The 14,826-nt window shown below is 42.2% G+C and carries 17 protein-coding genes; 10 read left to right on the forward strand and 7 right to left on the reverse strand.

All coding sequences use genetic code 11. From position 1 onward, the window contains the following. Positions 1-714: 714 nt before the first annotated feature. Positions 715-960 carry a hypothetical protein gene (locus ACIQYG_RS17945; RefSeq protein ID WP_402840529.1) on the forward strand — a complete coding sequence of 82 codons (246 nt, stop codon included), beginning with the start codon at positions 715-717 and terminating at the stop codon, positions 958-960. Between the two features lie 121 nt (positions 961-1,081). On the opposite strand, the gene bioB is transcribed toward ACIQYG_RS17945, so the two are convergent. Together bioB and ACIQYG_RS17955 are read right to left on the reverse strand one after the other, a co-directional pair. Then, positions 1,082-2,047 (reverse strand): biotin synthase BioB, encoded by a 966-nt coding sequence (gene bioB, locus ACIQYG_RS17950; RefSeq protein WP_053537392.1) that lies wholly within the window; start codon positions 2,045-2,047, stop codon positions 1,082-1,084. A 45-nt stretch (positions 2,048-2,092) separates the two neighbouring features. After that, on the reverse strand, positions 2,093-2,269 hold the full coding sequence (locus tag ACIQYG_RS17955; protein WP_402840532.1) for a hypothetical protein: 177 nt from the start codon (positions 2,267-2,269) through the stop codon (positions 2,093-2,095). Between the two features lie 279 nt (positions 2,270-2,548). Here ACIQYG_RS17955 and ACIQYG_RS17960 point away from each other — a divergent pair, with 279 nt between their 5' ends. From ACIQYG_RS17960 to ACIQYG_RS17975, 4 genes are all read left to right on the forward strand, one after another. Further along, positions 2,549-3,133, forward strand: a complete 585-nt coding sequence (locus tag ACIQYG_RS17960; protein WP_402840534.1) for a biotin transporter BioY — start codon at positions 2,549-2,551, stop codon at positions 3,131-3,133. Further along, positions 3,112-3,819, forward strand: coding sequence for a dethiobiotin synthase (bioD, locus tag ACIQYG_RS17965; protein ID WP_402840537.1), 708 nt, complete (start codon positions 3,112-3,114; stop codon positions 3,817-3,819). The genes ACIQYG_RS17960 and bioD overlap by 22 nt, the downstream gene beginning before the upstream one ends. After that, positions 3,816-5,198, forward strand: coding sequence for an adenosylmethionine--8-amino-7-oxononanoate transaminase (gene bioA, locus ACIQYG_RS17970; RefSeq protein WP_402840540.1), 1,383 nt, complete (start codon positions 3,816-3,818; stop codon positions 5,196-5,198). The genes bioD and bioA overlap by 4 nt, the downstream gene beginning before the upstream one ends. 225 nt (positions 5,199-5,423) lie before the next feature. Next, the gene (locus ACIQYG_RS17975; RefSeq protein WP_402840543.1) at positions 5,424-6,371 is read left to right on the forward strand and encodes a hypothetical protein; all 948 of its coding nucleotides are present in this window, start codon (positions 5,424-5,426) and stop codon (positions 6,369-6,371) included. A gap of 209 nt (positions 6,372-6,580) precedes the next feature. Here the strand turns inward: ACIQYG_RS17975 and ACIQYG_RS17980 are convergent, their stop codons facing one another. Continuing rightward, the gene (locus ACIQYG_RS17980; RefSeq protein ID WP_402840546.1) at positions 6,581-6,772 is read right to left on the reverse strand and encodes a hypothetical protein; all 192 of its coding nucleotides are present in this window, start codon (positions 6,770-6,772) and stop codon (positions 6,581-6,583) included. Between the two features lie 281 nt (positions 6,773-7,053). Here ACIQYG_RS17980 and ACIQYG_RS17985 point away from each other — a divergent pair, with 281 nt between their 5' ends. Continuing rightward, the gene (locus ACIQYG_RS17985) at positions 7,054-7,326 is read left to right on the forward strand and encodes a YesK family protein (protein ID WP_402840549.1); all 273 of its coding nucleotides are present in this window, start codon (positions 7,054-7,056) and stop codon (positions 7,324-7,326) included. Between the two features lie 38 nt (positions 7,327-7,364). Then, positions 7,365-7,628, forward strand: a complete 264-nt coding sequence (locus tag ACIQYG_RS17990) for a hypothetical protein (protein WP_402840552.1) — start codon at positions 7,365-7,367, stop codon at positions 7,626-7,628. A gap of 3 nt (positions 7,629-7,631) precedes the next feature. Here ACIQYG_RS17990 and ACIQYG_RS17995 read toward each other — a convergent pair whose 3' ends face one another. Continuing rightward, positions 7,632-9,122 (reverse strand): peptide MFS transporter, encoded by a 1,491-nt coding sequence (locus ACIQYG_RS17995; protein ID WP_402840554.1) that lies wholly within the window; start codon positions 9,120-9,122, stop codon positions 7,632-7,634. Between the two features lie 337 nt (positions 9,123-9,459). Here ACIQYG_RS17995 and ACIQYG_RS18000 point away from each other — a divergent pair, with 337 nt between their 5' ends. Then, on the forward strand, positions 9,460-9,684 hold the full coding sequence (locus ACIQYG_RS18000; RefSeq protein WP_402840557.1) for a hypothetical protein: 225 nt from the start codon (positions 9,460-9,462) through the stop codon (positions 9,682-9,684). 86 nt (positions 9,685-9,770) lie between these two features. Here the strand turns inward: ACIQYG_RS18000 and rsiV are convergent, their stop codons facing one another. Both rsiV and ACIQYG_RS18010 read right to left on the reverse strand, forming a co-directional pair. Next, positions 9,771-10,640 carry an anti-sigma-V factor RsiV gene (rsiV, locus tag ACIQYG_RS18005; protein ID WP_402840559.1) on the reverse strand — a complete coding sequence of 290 codons (870 nt, stop codon included), beginning with the start codon at positions 10,638-10,640 and terminating at the stop codon, positions 9,771-9,773. Next, positions 10,625-11,140 (reverse strand): RNA polymerase sigma factor SigV, encoded by a 516-nt coding sequence (locus tag ACIQYG_RS18010; RefSeq protein ID WP_352926137.1) that lies wholly within the window; start codon positions 11,138-11,140, stop codon positions 10,625-10,627. The genes rsiV and ACIQYG_RS18010 overlap by 16 nt, the downstream gene beginning before the upstream one ends. Positions 11,141-11,325: 185 nt before the next feature. Here ACIQYG_RS18010 and ACIQYG_RS18015 point away from each other — a divergent pair, with 185 nt between their 5' ends. After that, a complete protein-coding gene (locus ACIQYG_RS18015) occupies positions 11,326-12,732 on the forward strand; it encodes a polysaccharide deacetylase family protein (protein ID WP_402840564.1) in 1,407 nt (468 codons plus the stop codon). 99 nt (positions 12,733-12,831) lie between these two features. On the opposite strand, the gene ACIQYG_RS18020 is transcribed toward ACIQYG_RS18015, so the two are convergent. Then, positions 12,832-13,551 carry a YebC/PmpR family DNA-binding transcriptional regulator gene (locus ACIQYG_RS18020; protein ID WP_053536610.1) on the reverse strand — a complete coding sequence of 240 codons (720 nt, stop codon included), beginning with the start codon at positions 13,549-13,551 and terminating at the stop codon, positions 12,832-12,834. 260 nt (positions 13,552-13,811) lie between these two features. Here ACIQYG_RS18020 and ACIQYG_RS18025 point away from each other — a divergent pair, with 260 nt between their 5' ends. After that, positions 13,812-14,537, forward strand: a complete 726-nt coding sequence (locus ACIQYG_RS18025) for a DUF4261 domain-containing protein (protein WP_402840567.1) — start codon at positions 13,812-13,814, stop codon at positions 14,535-14,537. Positions 14,538-14,826 lie beyond the last annotated feature (289 nt).

Below are 14,826 nucleotides of genomic sequence, written 5' to 3' on the forward strand. Positions count from 1 at the left end.
CCTCCTCGGCGCAAGCGCCTGTGGGGTCTCGGCTACCCAGTTATTCGGCAGGAGTCTCGCAAATTTCTTCCATCCTTTAAGGATTACTGTAAAAAAACATGAAGGATCCCCTATCTTAAACTTGCTTCGGGATGTGTCCGAGCCTTGAAATTACATTCCAGTTGATTCCAGAAATCCGCTTCCTTTCTGCCGACTGCCTGCCAAGCCTCCTCGGCGCAAGCGCCTGTGGGGTCTCGGCTACCCAGTTATTCGGCAGGAGTCTCGCAAATTTCTTCCATCCTTTAAGGATTACTGTAAAAAAATATGAAGGATCCCCTATCTTAAACTTGCTTCGGATGTGTCCGAGCCTACAGTTTTTTCTTGAAATTACATTCCAGTTGATTCCAGAAATCCGCTTCCTTTCCGCCGACTGCCTGCCGAGCCTCCTCGGCGCAAGCGCCTGTGGGGTCTCGGCTACCCAGTTATTCGGCAGGAGTCTCGCTCATTTCTTCCATCCTTTAAGGATTACTGTAAAAAAATATGAAGGATAATCTAGTTTACTTTCAAAATTTTGGTTCGGGGCGAGATCAATTCGAAACTCCTTTTGCCGGAAAATTGATGGAACCGCCAGACTGTAGTCGAATTTGAGAAGAAGCGCCAGTTTCCCTACAATACTTCTTAAAAAGGAAGTTCCAGTGATTGGAACGTAAGGTACGAGACTCCTGCGGGAAAAGCGTGGCCAAGGGAGACCCCGCAGGCGAGCGCCGAGGAGACTCCCGGACCGCCCGCGGAAAGCGAGTGCCTGGAGTGGAAATCATTACACATACCTCCTTCCAGAAATCCGCTCCCTTTCCGCCGACTGTCTGCCAAGCCTCCTTGACGGTTAGCGGCTCCGGGGTCTCGGCTAGCCAGTTATTCGGCAGGGGTGTCGCTCATTTCTTCCATCCATTAAGGGTTACAGTAAAAAAATATGATGGATAACCTAGTATTCTTTTATAATCATTGCTCGGGGTGGGACCAATACGAACTCACCTTTGTCGACAAACTGAAAAAAACACCCTAGGGGTGTTTTTTAGTTTTCCTCAATAATCATCTTTTTCAATTAAAGAGCACATTCTTCAATTTCAAATCCCAGGTCTTCGATGATTCCCCAGTCAGCTGTGGGTTCTTGACCAGCTGTCGTTAAATAGTCACCGACGAAGATGGAATTGGCTGCATAAAGTGCCATGGGCTGCATGGAACGGAGATTGACCTCACGACCGCCGGCCAGACGGATTTCTTTACTCGGATTAACGAATCTCATCATCGAAATCAATTTCAGGCATTTAGTGGGGGTCAACTCGGAAGTTCCCTCAAGCGGCGTTCCGTCAATTGCATTGAGAAAATTACAAGGAATGGAATCTGCATCAAGGCTGCGTAAGGATAGAGCGATTTCCACCGCTTCCGCTTCAGATTCGCCCATACCGAAAATGGCGCCAGAGCATGGGGACATTCCGGCTTCTTTCACAGCTTCGACAGTATCTACCCGGTCTTCATATGTATGTGTCGATGTAATTTTGCTGTAGTTTTCCTGTGATGTATTCAAGTTGTGGTTATAGCGATGAACGCCTGCTTCCGCTAGTTTACCGGCATGTTCCTCATTTAGGAAACCTAAACAGCAGCAGATTTTAAGATCCGTCGTTTCGCGGATTTCTTTTACCGCTTCAATGACATGATCGATCTCCCTGTTGGTCGGACGACGGCCAGAAGCAACGATGCAATAAGTGCCCGCCTTGCGACGAATTGATTCTTGTGCTCCCTCGACAATCTTTTCCTTAGTCAGCCAAGCATATTTATCAATCGGGGCTTCCGAGACGATCGACTGTGAGCAGTAGCCGCAATCCTCGGGACATAATCCTGATTTCGTATTGATGATCATATTCAATTTAACCTTTTTCCCATAATGATGCTTGCGTATGAGATAGGCTGCATTCAGAATTTCCAAAACCTCTTCGTCTGGGGCTTGTACGATGGATAATGCCTCTTCCTCCGTCACTTTATATCCTTTGATAACGTTCTCCGCTAACATCTTCCAATCCCTTACCAATGTTTCCAAACCTATCCCTCTTTTCTTTTATTGTGTGCCGAATCGCCATTCCTTGAAAAAGAACATAACCCGTTCCGGTTCTCCGCACATAAAACGGATGATATCTAGTAATAGACCTGCTTCTTGCAACCTGCTGCTCCAGCCGCGGGTGTCCCCATCACCAATCCACTTTCCCCTCCAACCAACCGGTCGTATATGCACCATCAACCTCAATGGGCAATTAACATTTAGCAGTATCAATGAAGCGACAATATTTGTTAACCCAAAATACATTAAGTTAACATATCGATAGAATAATAACATACAAACAAAATATTATTCAATGGTCTTTTTTCAATATTTTCCTGGTTCGTCCTTTAAATCGTAAGGAAGCTGGCACTTCATATGTTAACTAAACTATAAATTAGTTGACATATAAAATAGGAATCAGGCAAACTAATAGTGGGAATTCTGCAGAGCCATTTCAAAAAGGGGGTTAAAAATATGAAAACAAGGACGATTTCTTATGTGGCCCTTTTTACCGCGTTAACTGCCATTGGCGCCTTTATTAAGATACCTATCCCTTACATACCATTCACACTGCAAATTCTGGCAGTCTATTTGGCAGGCGCATTATTGGGGCCCAGGCTTGGGATGCTCAGTCAGTTATGCTACGTCTTAATCGGACTTATCGGGGTACCTGTGTTTGCTGAAGGCGGGGGATTCGGCTATATATTCAAACCCACTTTCGGCTATTTGCTCGGATATATACTGGGAGCCTATGTAAATGGATGGCTGATCAACCGGTTTTCCCTCTCCACGATTCGTTCCATATTCTTTGCTAATGCCGCCACTTTGCTGACAGTTTACTTTTTCGGCTGCATCTGGCTGTATGGTGCGATGAAGTGGATTGTGGAAACGCCGCTTTCCATCAGCCATACGATTCTTTACGGCTTCTTATTACCTGTACCCGGTGATTTAATGCTATGCATTCTATGTGCTGTCATCATTCAGCAAGTACGGCCGCGCATTGCAAGATATATAAACATAAAGGAGCTGAATCATCCATGGGCCAAGCCTACTTTATAACCGGAACTGGCACGGATATTGGAAAGACCATCGTCACGAGTGCACTCTATCTGTCTCTTCAAACATTGGGAAAAAGCGTCACGATATTCAAACCATTTCAAACTGGAATCAATGAGGAAAATAATACATACCCGGATATATCTTGGTTTGAGCAGGAACTCGGTGTAAAGGAATCAGGGTTTTATACACTGGAACCCGAAACCTCCCCACATTTGGCGATTAAATTAACCGGCAGTCTTATCGATGAGAAGAAAGTCGTGGAAAGGGTCCATGAACTTGAGGAAATGTATGACATCGTATTGGTCGAGGGAGCTGGCGGATTGGCTGTGCCGCTTATTGAACGGACGGAAGGTTTCTATATGACGGCGGATTTCATAAGGGATTGCGGCATGCCTGTCCTCTTCGTATCCACAAGCGGTTTAGGGGCGATTCATGATGTCGTGACGACCCATTCTTATGCCCAAATCCATGATATAAACGTGAAAACCATTTTGTATAATCATTACCGGCCAGAAGATCGAATTCATCAAGATAATATCGAAACCATTGAAAAGCTGACTGGGCTGACTGGCCTCGCCTGCATTCCAACAATGGCCGATGTTAGAAAAGACTTGAGGATCTGCATCCTTGATTTGCTTGGTGATCAAGAATATATCCAACAACTGAAAGAGGTGTTCGAAGCATGAACAGTCAGGATTTAGAACAATGGGATAAGGAATATGTATGGCATCCGTTCACACAAATGAAAACGTATCGGGAAAGTAAACCGCTGATCATCGAACGCGGCGAAGGCAGCTACCTGATTGATGCGGATGGCAAACGCTACCTCGACGGCTATGCTTCATTATGGGTGAATGTGCACGGGCATAACGAGCCGGAATTAAACGACGCCCTAATTGAACAAGTGAATAAAGTCGCGCACTCGACGCTGCTGGGATCTGCGAATGTACCATCGATCTTACTGGCGAAAAAACTGGCAGAGATCACTCCTGGTTCTTTATCGAAAGTCTTTTACTCCGACACGGGATCTGCTGCTGTGGAAATCGCCCTTAAAGTCGCTTATCAATATTGGCAGAATATCGATCCCGTCAAGCATCAGAGTAAAAACAAATTCGTCTCCCTTGACGAAGCATACCATGGCGATACTGTCGGAGCCGTTAGTGTGGGCGGAATGGATCTATTCCATAGAATCTTTAAGCCACTCTTATTTCAACGGATTTCCGCCCCTTCACCATATGCCTATCACATGACTGAGTATGGAGATCAAGAAGCCGTGAAAAACCATTGCTTGAAGGAACTGGAGAAGTTACTGCAGAAACAATCAGAGGAAATTGCAGGATTGATCATCGAGCCGCTCGTGCAGGGCGCGGCAGGCATCATAACCCATCCCCAGGGCTTTTTGAAAGGGGTCGAGCAATTATGCAAAAAGTACAATATCCTCTTGATTTGTGACGAGGTGGCCGTAGGGTTCGGTCGCACCGGAACAATGTTTGCCTGCGAACAGGAAGACGTCGTCCCCGATATCATGTGTATGGGCAAAGGGATCACTGGGGGATATATGCCACTTGCCGCAACGATCATGAACGAGCAGATCTTTCAATCCTTCTTAGGGGAACGGGAAGAACATAAAACCTTCTATCACGGTCACACCTATACAGGAAACCAGCTTGCCTGTGCACTGGCCCTGAAGAATATCGAGCTGATGGAAAGCCGCAATCTCATTGAAGACATCCAGAAAAAATCAAAATACCTATCACAAAGACTGCAAGCGCTATACGAACTTCCGATAGTCGGCAATATCCGCCAGCGCGGCTTCATGATTGGAGTGGAAATCGTTAAAGACCGCCAAACAAAAGAAACGTTCACACTCCAAGAGAATGTCGTTTCCGAAATCATCCATACAGCACGGGAAAATGGCCTGATCATCCGGGAACTTGGTCCAGTCATCACGATGATGCCGATCCTTTCCATGTCAGAAAAGGAACTCGATTTCATGGTCGAAACCGTCTACCGTGCCATTCAGGAAGTCTCCGTTCACAAAGGATTGATTCCAGCAGCTAACTGATACACAAAGAACCGGAAGGGCAGGGCTCACCCGGTTCTTTCCTTTCTTCACTAATGCACTTTAGAATTACGGAGTACATATGCTCATTATCTTCCATTGTCTGCACGGCTAAAATCATCATTAGCCTCTTTTTCATTTTACAAACCTATTAGATTAACCTAGATATTTTTAATATTTTTGGGTATTTCTGCTATAATCAGGGTAAAAGGAAAGAGGTGAACCGTTTTGTCAGGCATAGAAAAAGCGTATGATTCCCCTACCAGAAAAGACTGGATCAGGACTTTTTATACTTTTGCTTATATAAGTCTGCTCATTCTAATAATCGTCTCTGGAATTATTCGCTATTTTCAGGCACCTGCCGGTAATATTCAAGAGTCGAAACAGGAACAAACAAGTAAAAGGGAAAAAGTAAAGGAAAGTAAAGTCATTGAAAAGGATCCCACCGTTACATCACTGGTTTTAAAACCATTAGCGGAATCACCAAAAGCAAAAATCATCTTTGAACATGTCGGTTACTTTTTAATCCTGCTATTCCTTTTTATACTTATACCAATCCCGCTATTGAGCGTTAAAAGATTTAAATTCATGACCCTCGAAGTTGAAAGAGAATCTCAAGCCATCGAGGTAGCTAGGAATTTGACCATTCAACAAGATAAATTCGGACTCCTCTCTTACTGGTTAAAAGAGGATTTTAAATCATTGTTTTTAGAAGTTGAAAGGGATAATACAAGCTATAAGGACTTTCTTGAAGAAATGCTCTTTTACATGAGAGATCACTATAAAAATAATTGGGACTCCCATTTTGAATTTGATATAGTGACGGAAACCAAGTTTAAACAGAATTATTCAGCTCCTAAACTTGTTAAAAAATCTCTTCCCTCTGCAAAAGTGAAAGGAATCGGGCTTCCTATCAATAAAGAGAATGATAGATACATACACTTTAAAAACTTTATGATCCATACAATTAACGTCGAAGAAAATCTTCTGACTGAGGAAGAATGCTTAATTACGTATGTGATTGTCCTAAAGAGCTATCGAACCATTTTTGATGAATATGACGGCCATTTAGTATCAGGCCTAGCTTCATTAACATATGAATTATACCGAAGATATCACACATCCTTGGCTATTCAAGAAGAGGAAGATGTTGAATCTGAGGAAGAAATTAAGTAAAATAAAGGAAAGAGGTGATAACGATGTCTTTACCTAAAAGAAAATATAGTAAATCCAAACTATTTAAATCCGCAAGTAAGGTTGGTAAGTCACAGCCTCACGAGGTCGTTATTCCAACTTATCACTCGAACAAGTTGACACCGAATAGTCCGTCAGTAAAAAAAGTATTATCAAATGTAAATTAAAAATAACCCTGATGACTCACGGGGTTATTTTTTAAGTCCAAGATATGTATTAATATACGGTTCCAGAATAGGGCTCCTGCCGATCCAATCCTTAGCTGATTTTATATGATTGGGACTCCATACTGGTGAAGATGGCATTTCAATACCTTTAGGTTTGGACCCGACTTTCCTGGCGCTTCTCAATAGTAGCTCATACTTATACTTCCTTCCCACCATACCTTCCCTCCTGCCCATAAAACACCTATCGTTATATATAATTATGTTTAAATGACTTTTTTATGCGCAGCCATTGGTCATCCCCAACAAGGAATCGATATTAAAATTTAGATAGAACCCCTATCCGACAATATTTACCTCACCTTTATGTTGGACTTTTTTTTGCTCCCTCACACATCCAAGAAAATGACCACCATCGGCTGTCTTTCTCATTCTATTATATAAAAGGAAATTCACTTATTATGGTATTATTTACATAATGAATTAGAGGAGGTTACAAAATGATGTTGGCAGTCCCCCTCCTGGTTGCTTGCGTCCCTGGAATGCTAGTAATACTTTTAGCATGGTGGCTTAGGAAATTACATTTATCTTTATTTGTTAGGCTTTTACCAGGCATATTAACCTTTATAACTTCAATTATTTTGGTTTACATTGGTTTTGTGAACATCAGAGGGTTTGAAGGAGCTGGATACGGAATACTGGCTTTCCTTTTACTGCCCTTTGCAATTGTGGCTTCAATTATTGCGAGCAAAAACAAAGGCGTACAAAGCTAAAATTCAGTTCAAATACTATGAAAGCAGGAATATATTCAATGACTATTACGAATAAAACCAATAAGAAAACCATTGGTGAAATGACCAATAGCCGCATGCGTTGGGCGTTTGATCCCTCCACCCGTATCATTAAAAACAAAAAAGGAAAAGGTTCTTACAACCGGAAGAAAGAGCAATCCTATAAAGGATGCTCTTTTTTATATTCGCTTATCATATCTGTAATTCGAGTGATCTATGTAAGGATAAGTAACAAAAAAGATGACCCCGTTTTAATTCGGGGGTCATCTTTTTTTGCTGGCTAACTGTTAGCGAATGCCTTTCATGTAACCTTGAATCTTTGGTGATAAGGCCATCAGGGCCAGTCCAAGGACCATTGAAGCAACACCGATCACTCCAAAATAAGCCATTTCGGTTTGCGGTGTGTAGAACCTGACGATTTGTGCGTTCAGTGCTTGTGCTGCTGCACTTGCCAGGAACCACAGGCTCATCGTTTGTGCCGAGAATGCGGCCGGAGCCAATTTTGTAGTTGCTGAAAGTCCAACTGGAGATAAACAAAGTTCTCCAAGCACTACAAGGAAATAGCTAAGTACAAGCCATAGCGGATTGACTAATGCGTCTGATCCACCGAAATAAACGGGAAGCAGGATCACCAGGAATGATAAACCGGCGAACAGTAGACCTATTGAGAATTTTTGAGGAATGGTCGGCTGACGCTTTCCTAGTTTAATCCATAACCATGCGAATACCGGTGCAAGGGTAATGATGAACAAAGGATTCAAAGATTGGAACCATGCCGGGTTTATTTCTATTCCGGCAAAATTCAACTGTGTCCTTTTGTCTGCATAGTTTGCCAATATTGTTGCACCTTGCTCTTGAATCGCCCAGAACATGACAGCTGCTATAAACAAAGGAATATAGGCAAGCAAGCGTGAACGTTCAACAGAAGTTGTTTTCGGACTGCGATACATGAAAATGAAATAAAGGGTCGGAATAACGATCCCTAGGATACCTACAAGATTAATAAAGGTTTCAATCGTTAAGATGCCTGCAGAAGCAGTGATGCCGATGATGGCAGCTATGATAAGTGCAGCTATCCCCAATTTAGTGAATACTTTTTTCTTTTCATTCTGTGATAATGGGTTAGCAGGAAAAGTTCCAGCCAAGCCCAGGTTCTTTTTCTTTGTTGCAACAAAGACGATGAGTCCAATCAACATACCAATTGCGGCTATGCCAAACCCAAGGTGAAAGCTGTAGTTCATGACTGAACCAACAATGAGTGGTGAAAGGAATGCACCCATGTTGATACCCATATAGAATATACTGAAACCGGAATCCCGGCGTTCATCATTTTCTGCGTAAATTTCCCCGACAATGCTGGAAACATTCGGTTTTAATAAACCAGTACCCAGAACAATGAGTACCATGGAAACAAAGAACATGGAGAGATTGCCTGGTAAAGCAAGGACAATATGCCCGAGCATGATCAAGATACCACCGTATAATACGGCTTTTGAAGTCCCAAAAATCCTATCGGCGAGCCATCCGCCAATTATTCCTGACATATATACTAAAGATCCGTAGATGGATACTAGGGAAAGGGCTGTAGTTTCATCAAGGCCTAGTCCCCCTTTAGAAACTTCGTAATACATATAGTAAACAAGAATGGCCCTCATGCCATAGTAGGAGAAACGCTCCCAGAACTCAGTAAAGAAAAGGGTGAATAATCCTTTAGGGTTTCCAAAAAAACCTTTTTGAGGTACACTATCCACAATTTTCTGTTTATTTATCGTTGCCATACCTAGCCCTCCTTTTATTATTGTATAATAACTTTTATTTTTTCTGTTGTAAACAAATATTTATTATATTTAAATAATTAACTTCAGAATAAATAGAAGTGGCTTTCCACCACGCATGCAAAAGTCCGGATCTCTCACTAAAAAACAGTCCATATAATCTAATAGAAAGCGGCCATCAATGATATATTGCCCTAACTTCTCCCATGGTATTACGTTTGATATCACCTTGGTTGCCATGCACTTATTAATGAGAATAGGAAATGGTGAATTTTGAAATAACCCCACCACAACCGTTATATTCCCCGTTTAATAGATATAAAAACGAGGAGGCACCATAATGTTAGGGATCGTAACCGTCGTGATGGTTTTTTCCATCCCTATAATCGCCATACTGACAAGCCATTTCGAAAAACAGTCAAAGACCAAACAGAAGATGCTGCAAGTTGAATTGGAACTTGAAAAACTTAAACATGAAAACTTCCTTATCGAAACGGAAAAAATGAGGCTGGAACTGGATCAGATGAAATTCGAACAAAAAAGAGACGAACCAAGGTTACTGTAATCAAGTAACGTTGTTCGTCTTTTTTAATGGGTATAGTGCCGTTTTAAAAACCTTCCGCCCGTCATAAGAATTACAATAGGGCTGTTTTAATGAATATATTGATCGCCAACAAGAAGGTCTGACAGCACCTTTGTCGGGATGACGAACTCGACGGCCCCCATATATCCCGGCGCAGCTTCATAGCTGTTAAACGCGATGACTAGCTTGCCATCTTCGTTTATATAAAAGTTTTGGTTTTCATCGATGCCTTTAAAAGCAGTAAGATCATCATCTTCGACCCAATATATCTTTTCCGGATCTTCAGCCATCTGCCGCTTCATCTGTTCCTTGATGTTCTCGCTGATCACCTGAAGATAGCGATCATCTTTAAATAAACTATTTAGCGTTAACAGCACTTCGTTTTTCTTGTCGACTGTATCGAATTGACTTTCTGTAGAACTGGAAGCAGAAATCGTATCCGTATAACGCTGTACGGATAATATCGTTTCATTATCCGTCAATATCACATATCCGCTTTCCACCGAGATATAGCCCTTTTCCCCTTCCTTCAGTTTTGCCATGGAGTCCGTGAATTCCTTATAAAGCTGCTTGCTTTCCGATAAGTATTTATCATTCAAGCTATCTTCGAGCTGTTTATTCTCGAGACCGGATATAGCAGGTGTTTTGATTACTGCCGAGGAATTATTCGCTTCTTCTTTCCATTCGACGAAGGTAATCACTTTGATGACCTTCTCGACTATCGGAATATCACTCATGGCTTTCGCCGCTGCCGGGCTGATGTTTACGGAAGCTGTCACAATCAGAAGCGCTGCAGCCGCTGACACGAGGATATTCCTGCCAACCCTCGGCCTCTTCCTTGGCTTTTCATTCAAGGCTTCTTGAACGACATCATTCAATTCCTTTGGTATCGGTATTTTAAGATATTCTTCCCGCAGACCTTTTAATTTTTTTTCCATCTTTTCGTTTCCTCCCGTTCAGTCATGTTGATCCGCAATAGTTGCAGCGCTTTATATAATCTCGTTTTAATCGTGCTTACGTTCTCTTCCAGCACTTCCGCTATCTCGTCCAACTTCAGGTCCTCAAAGAAACGGAGAACGACTACCGTTTTGTACTTGACCGAAAGTCCTTCCAGTGCTTTTTGCAAATCCAGGTCAGGATAGTGATCTTCCTCACCGCTGCGTAAGTATTCTATTGTTTCGTCATCGGCGACGGTCAGTTTCTTTTTCTTCCGCAAAACATCCAGTGCCGTTCGGACGATGATCTTATATAACCAACTATCTATAGAAGCGGCGTCTTTGATTTTGCTGCTGGAGGCTAGCGCTTTCCTGATTGATTCCTGCACGATATCTAGGGCATCCTCCTGGTTTTTGACATAGTAAAAAGCAAGTCTGTACAAATTCTCTTGCCGTTCGGTTATCCGGGCCGCGATTAATTGATTCATATCTAGATTTTTCATTGCATGATAGAGCTCCTTACATTTAAATTACGTATCCTAGGTACAAAGAATAGACGTTGCTGCAGCCATAAAAGTTTGAAAATGAACAAGGAAATATATAAATATAAAAAAATGAAATTTTTAACAAACTTTTAAGGCTTTTGGCGCGTCTATATAGTAGAATGATTATCGAGGTGGAGTGCATCATGAGGAAATTAAATTATAAAAAAGTCTTTATTTTTCTATTTTGTCTAACAGCTGCCGTGGGAACGATGGGGTTAGCCATCAAAAGCCTTGCTTTTGATAAGAAGAGAACCGTTTCGGCCTATACAACTGATAAAGATTACCCAGAAGCCGATATTCAAACGTATGTGAAAGATAATACGAAAGGCGGGTATTCAGCCAGCAGGCCCGTTCTGCATTTAGAAAATATCGACAAGCAGCTAGATGCATACATAAAGAAAGAAATTAAGAATTATGAAAAGAAATGGAAAGCTTCCGAAGGAAAAGCTTCCGAGCTTAACCTCACCTATACGATCCTCCATTTCAGCAAACAGACCATTACGATTTCCTTCGATAAATATGAGCAAGTGGAAGGAAAGAAGCAGTCTGGAACCCAGATCTTCACTTATGATATTCCATCTCAGCAAAAACTCTCTATAGAAGACATCTTTGCCACGGATACTGATTATTTATCCGTTTTATCCGGTATCGTTTTTGAAGAGTTAACGCAGAAGGAAGAAGAAGGCATTTCAAACAGTCTCATTAAAAAGGAAAACAAACTGAAGGCAGCCAACTTCAATTCTTTTTCAGTCTTTAAAAATACGCTCGTATTCTACGTTAAGACTGATGATTCAACTAAGACCCATACAATAGCCATCAAGAAGGATCTTTTTAAAGATAGTTTGCTAGATTCATATCAAAGTCAAGATTTGAATGAGGATCGTGTAAAGGAGCGGCAGCCGAAACATATCGTCGCCAAACTGCCCGTGAAAAATGATTGGATCGACCCTTCAAAAAAGGTCATTGCCTTGACGTTCGATGACGGGCCGCATCCAAGTCATACCATGTCCATTCTTGAAGACCTGGAAAAGCATGACGGACACGCGACGTTTTTCGTACTTGGAAGCCGCGTACAGCACTATCCGGAAGTACTGCAAAAAATGCTGCAGCAAGGAAATGAGATCGGCAACCATTCATGGGATCATCCGCAACTGACGCGCTTAAGCAAGAACAAAATCGAAGATCAAATCGAAAAGACCCAAGACGCTGTAGAAAAAGCTACAGGTATTGAGCCAAATCTCGTCCGTCCCCCATATGGAGCGATTAACAATAATGTGCGGGAATACATGGAGGACATGAAAGTCGCACTTTGGGATGTCGATCCCGAAGATTGGAAAGAGCGCAATGAAAAGAAAATCGTAAACAAAGTGATGGGCAAAGCCAAGGATGGCAGAATCATATTAATGCATGATATCTATCAAACTAGCGCCCAGGCTGCAGGAAAAATCATCAAACAACTGCATGACCAAGGTTATCAACTGGTCACCATTTCGGAATTGGAAAAGGTAAAGAAAGACCGTGAACTTTCCGGAATCACCATAAGTGAATAATCAAAAGGAAAGAGCCTGTTTCGTGATTCGGAACAGGCTCTTTTCATTCAAATAAAATAAGCAGGCCTTTGATCTTATAGCAAAGGTCTGCTCATTTTCTCATTCACCAAGATCTACATTATGATAAACTTGTTGAACATCTTCCAAATCTTCCAATGCATCAATCATTTTTTCGAATTGTGCTTGTGCATCCTCCGGAAGGGTTAGGTCATTTTGTGCAAGCATCGTCAGCTCCGCCACTGTAAAATCACTGATACCTGCATCCTTGAATGCTTGTTGTACAGCATGGAATTGTTCAGGCTCGGCATAAACTATGACACTTTCTTCTTCTTCAATGATGTCACGTACATCAACATCCGCTTCCATTAACAGTTCAAGAACATCATCAGCCGTTTTACCTTCAATCCCGATGACAGCCGTTGCATCGAACATATAAGCAACAGATCCGCTGACACCCATATTCCCGCCATTCTTCCCAAATGCTGCACGTACATCAGATGCCGTCCGGTTCACGTTGTTTGTCAATGCATCCACGATGACCATTGAACCATTTGGACCGAATCCTTCATAACGAAGTTCGTCATAGTTTTCTTCCGAACCGCCTTTGGCTTTTTCAATCGCACGGTCAATGATCGCTCTTGGAACATTGTACGTTTTTGCACGCTCAAGTACGACCCTTAATGCCTGATTGGATTCTGGATCTGGTTCACCTTGTTTTGCCACTACATATATTTCCCGTCCGAACTTAGCATAAATCCGACTAGTATTAGCATCTTTTGACGCTTTTTTTTCTTTAATGTTATTCCACTTACGACCCATTATATTCCACTCTCTTTCATCATTGATATATACGAATAGATTATTAAGATACGGCCCTATGAGAAAACCCACAAGGGGAATTCCTTTGAAGATAGGCTATACGATTACTAGATTATATTATACATCAATTGTATAATTTTGAAAAAGTCCTGCACATCCCTCACTGGCATTTATCGGTGCTTTGCGCTATTTTACATGAAATACTATGGAAAACATCAGTAGTGGTATAGTATGAAGTGATCGGAAAGGAGAGTTGATCCATGAAGGACAACCAAATCATCATCGGGATACCCGGTAAATGGAAGGACCGGACAGAATTGATTCAAACGGTCGCTTCCCGAAGCGAAGGGTATCTGTTAGCCGGGAATGTTTTTCATAACAGTGATAAGAACATTACGTTTCAGGCGGAGATCCATGATTATGAACCCACTTTAAAAGAGAGCTTTTCTTACGCCAGTAAAGACGCCTTTTCAGAGAATGCATTAGAGGAAATCAATGGCCATACCCTTACCGTTTATATAATAGCCGATGTATCCGATACCGGAACTGTTATCGATTTGATCGATGCCGGGGCAGCGATCCTCAAGGCAGGCGGAATGGCAGTGAAAATAGAAACGGCTGGAATTGCCCATTCAAAGGAAGATTGGCAGCATCTTCATCATAGCCCGGATATTCTCTCGGTATATGCCCATTTTGTCACGATCATCGGAGAGGAAGACTATTATTGTTCTTTCGGAATGAAAGCCTTTGGTCTTCCGGATGCCGTGACACTTAACACAATGAGTCCGAAAGAGGCAGCTGCTCTGCTTAACACATTTAATTATTACCATGTAGGTGAACGGCCTCTCTTTAAGAATGGCGAAACCTTTAGCATTCAACAAAATGCACCCGACTTTATATTGACGGGCCTTCAAGACTTTAGATATGAAGAAGGCCATCCCTTCTACAACCCGTTTGGATTATGGAATTTAGGGACAAGTAAATAGAGGAGCGATCCGCTCCCCCCAGACTGCAGGCAAATTCGAAAAAAATCGAGTTTTGCCTGCAGTTTTTTATTTAGGCTCTTTTCGTAAAGATTGTTGTTTTTAAAACGAAACTATTTAAGGTTGATTGGAGCGGAAGTGTGAGACTCCTGCGGGAGCAGCGGGACAGGTGAGACCCCACAGACGTTTACGCCGAGGAGGCTCACCGCCCGCCCCGCGGAAAGCGAGCAACTGGAGGGGAAATCAACCACACCGCACTACTTGGTAAATAGCAACAAAGTATGTGAAAACA

Origin of the sequence: Peribacillus sp. NPDC096622 (genome assembly GCF_044762665.1) — a bacterium.
Classification (GTDB): Bacteria; Bacillota; Bacilli; order Bacillales; family DSM-1321; genus Peribacillus; species Peribacillus frigoritolerans_B.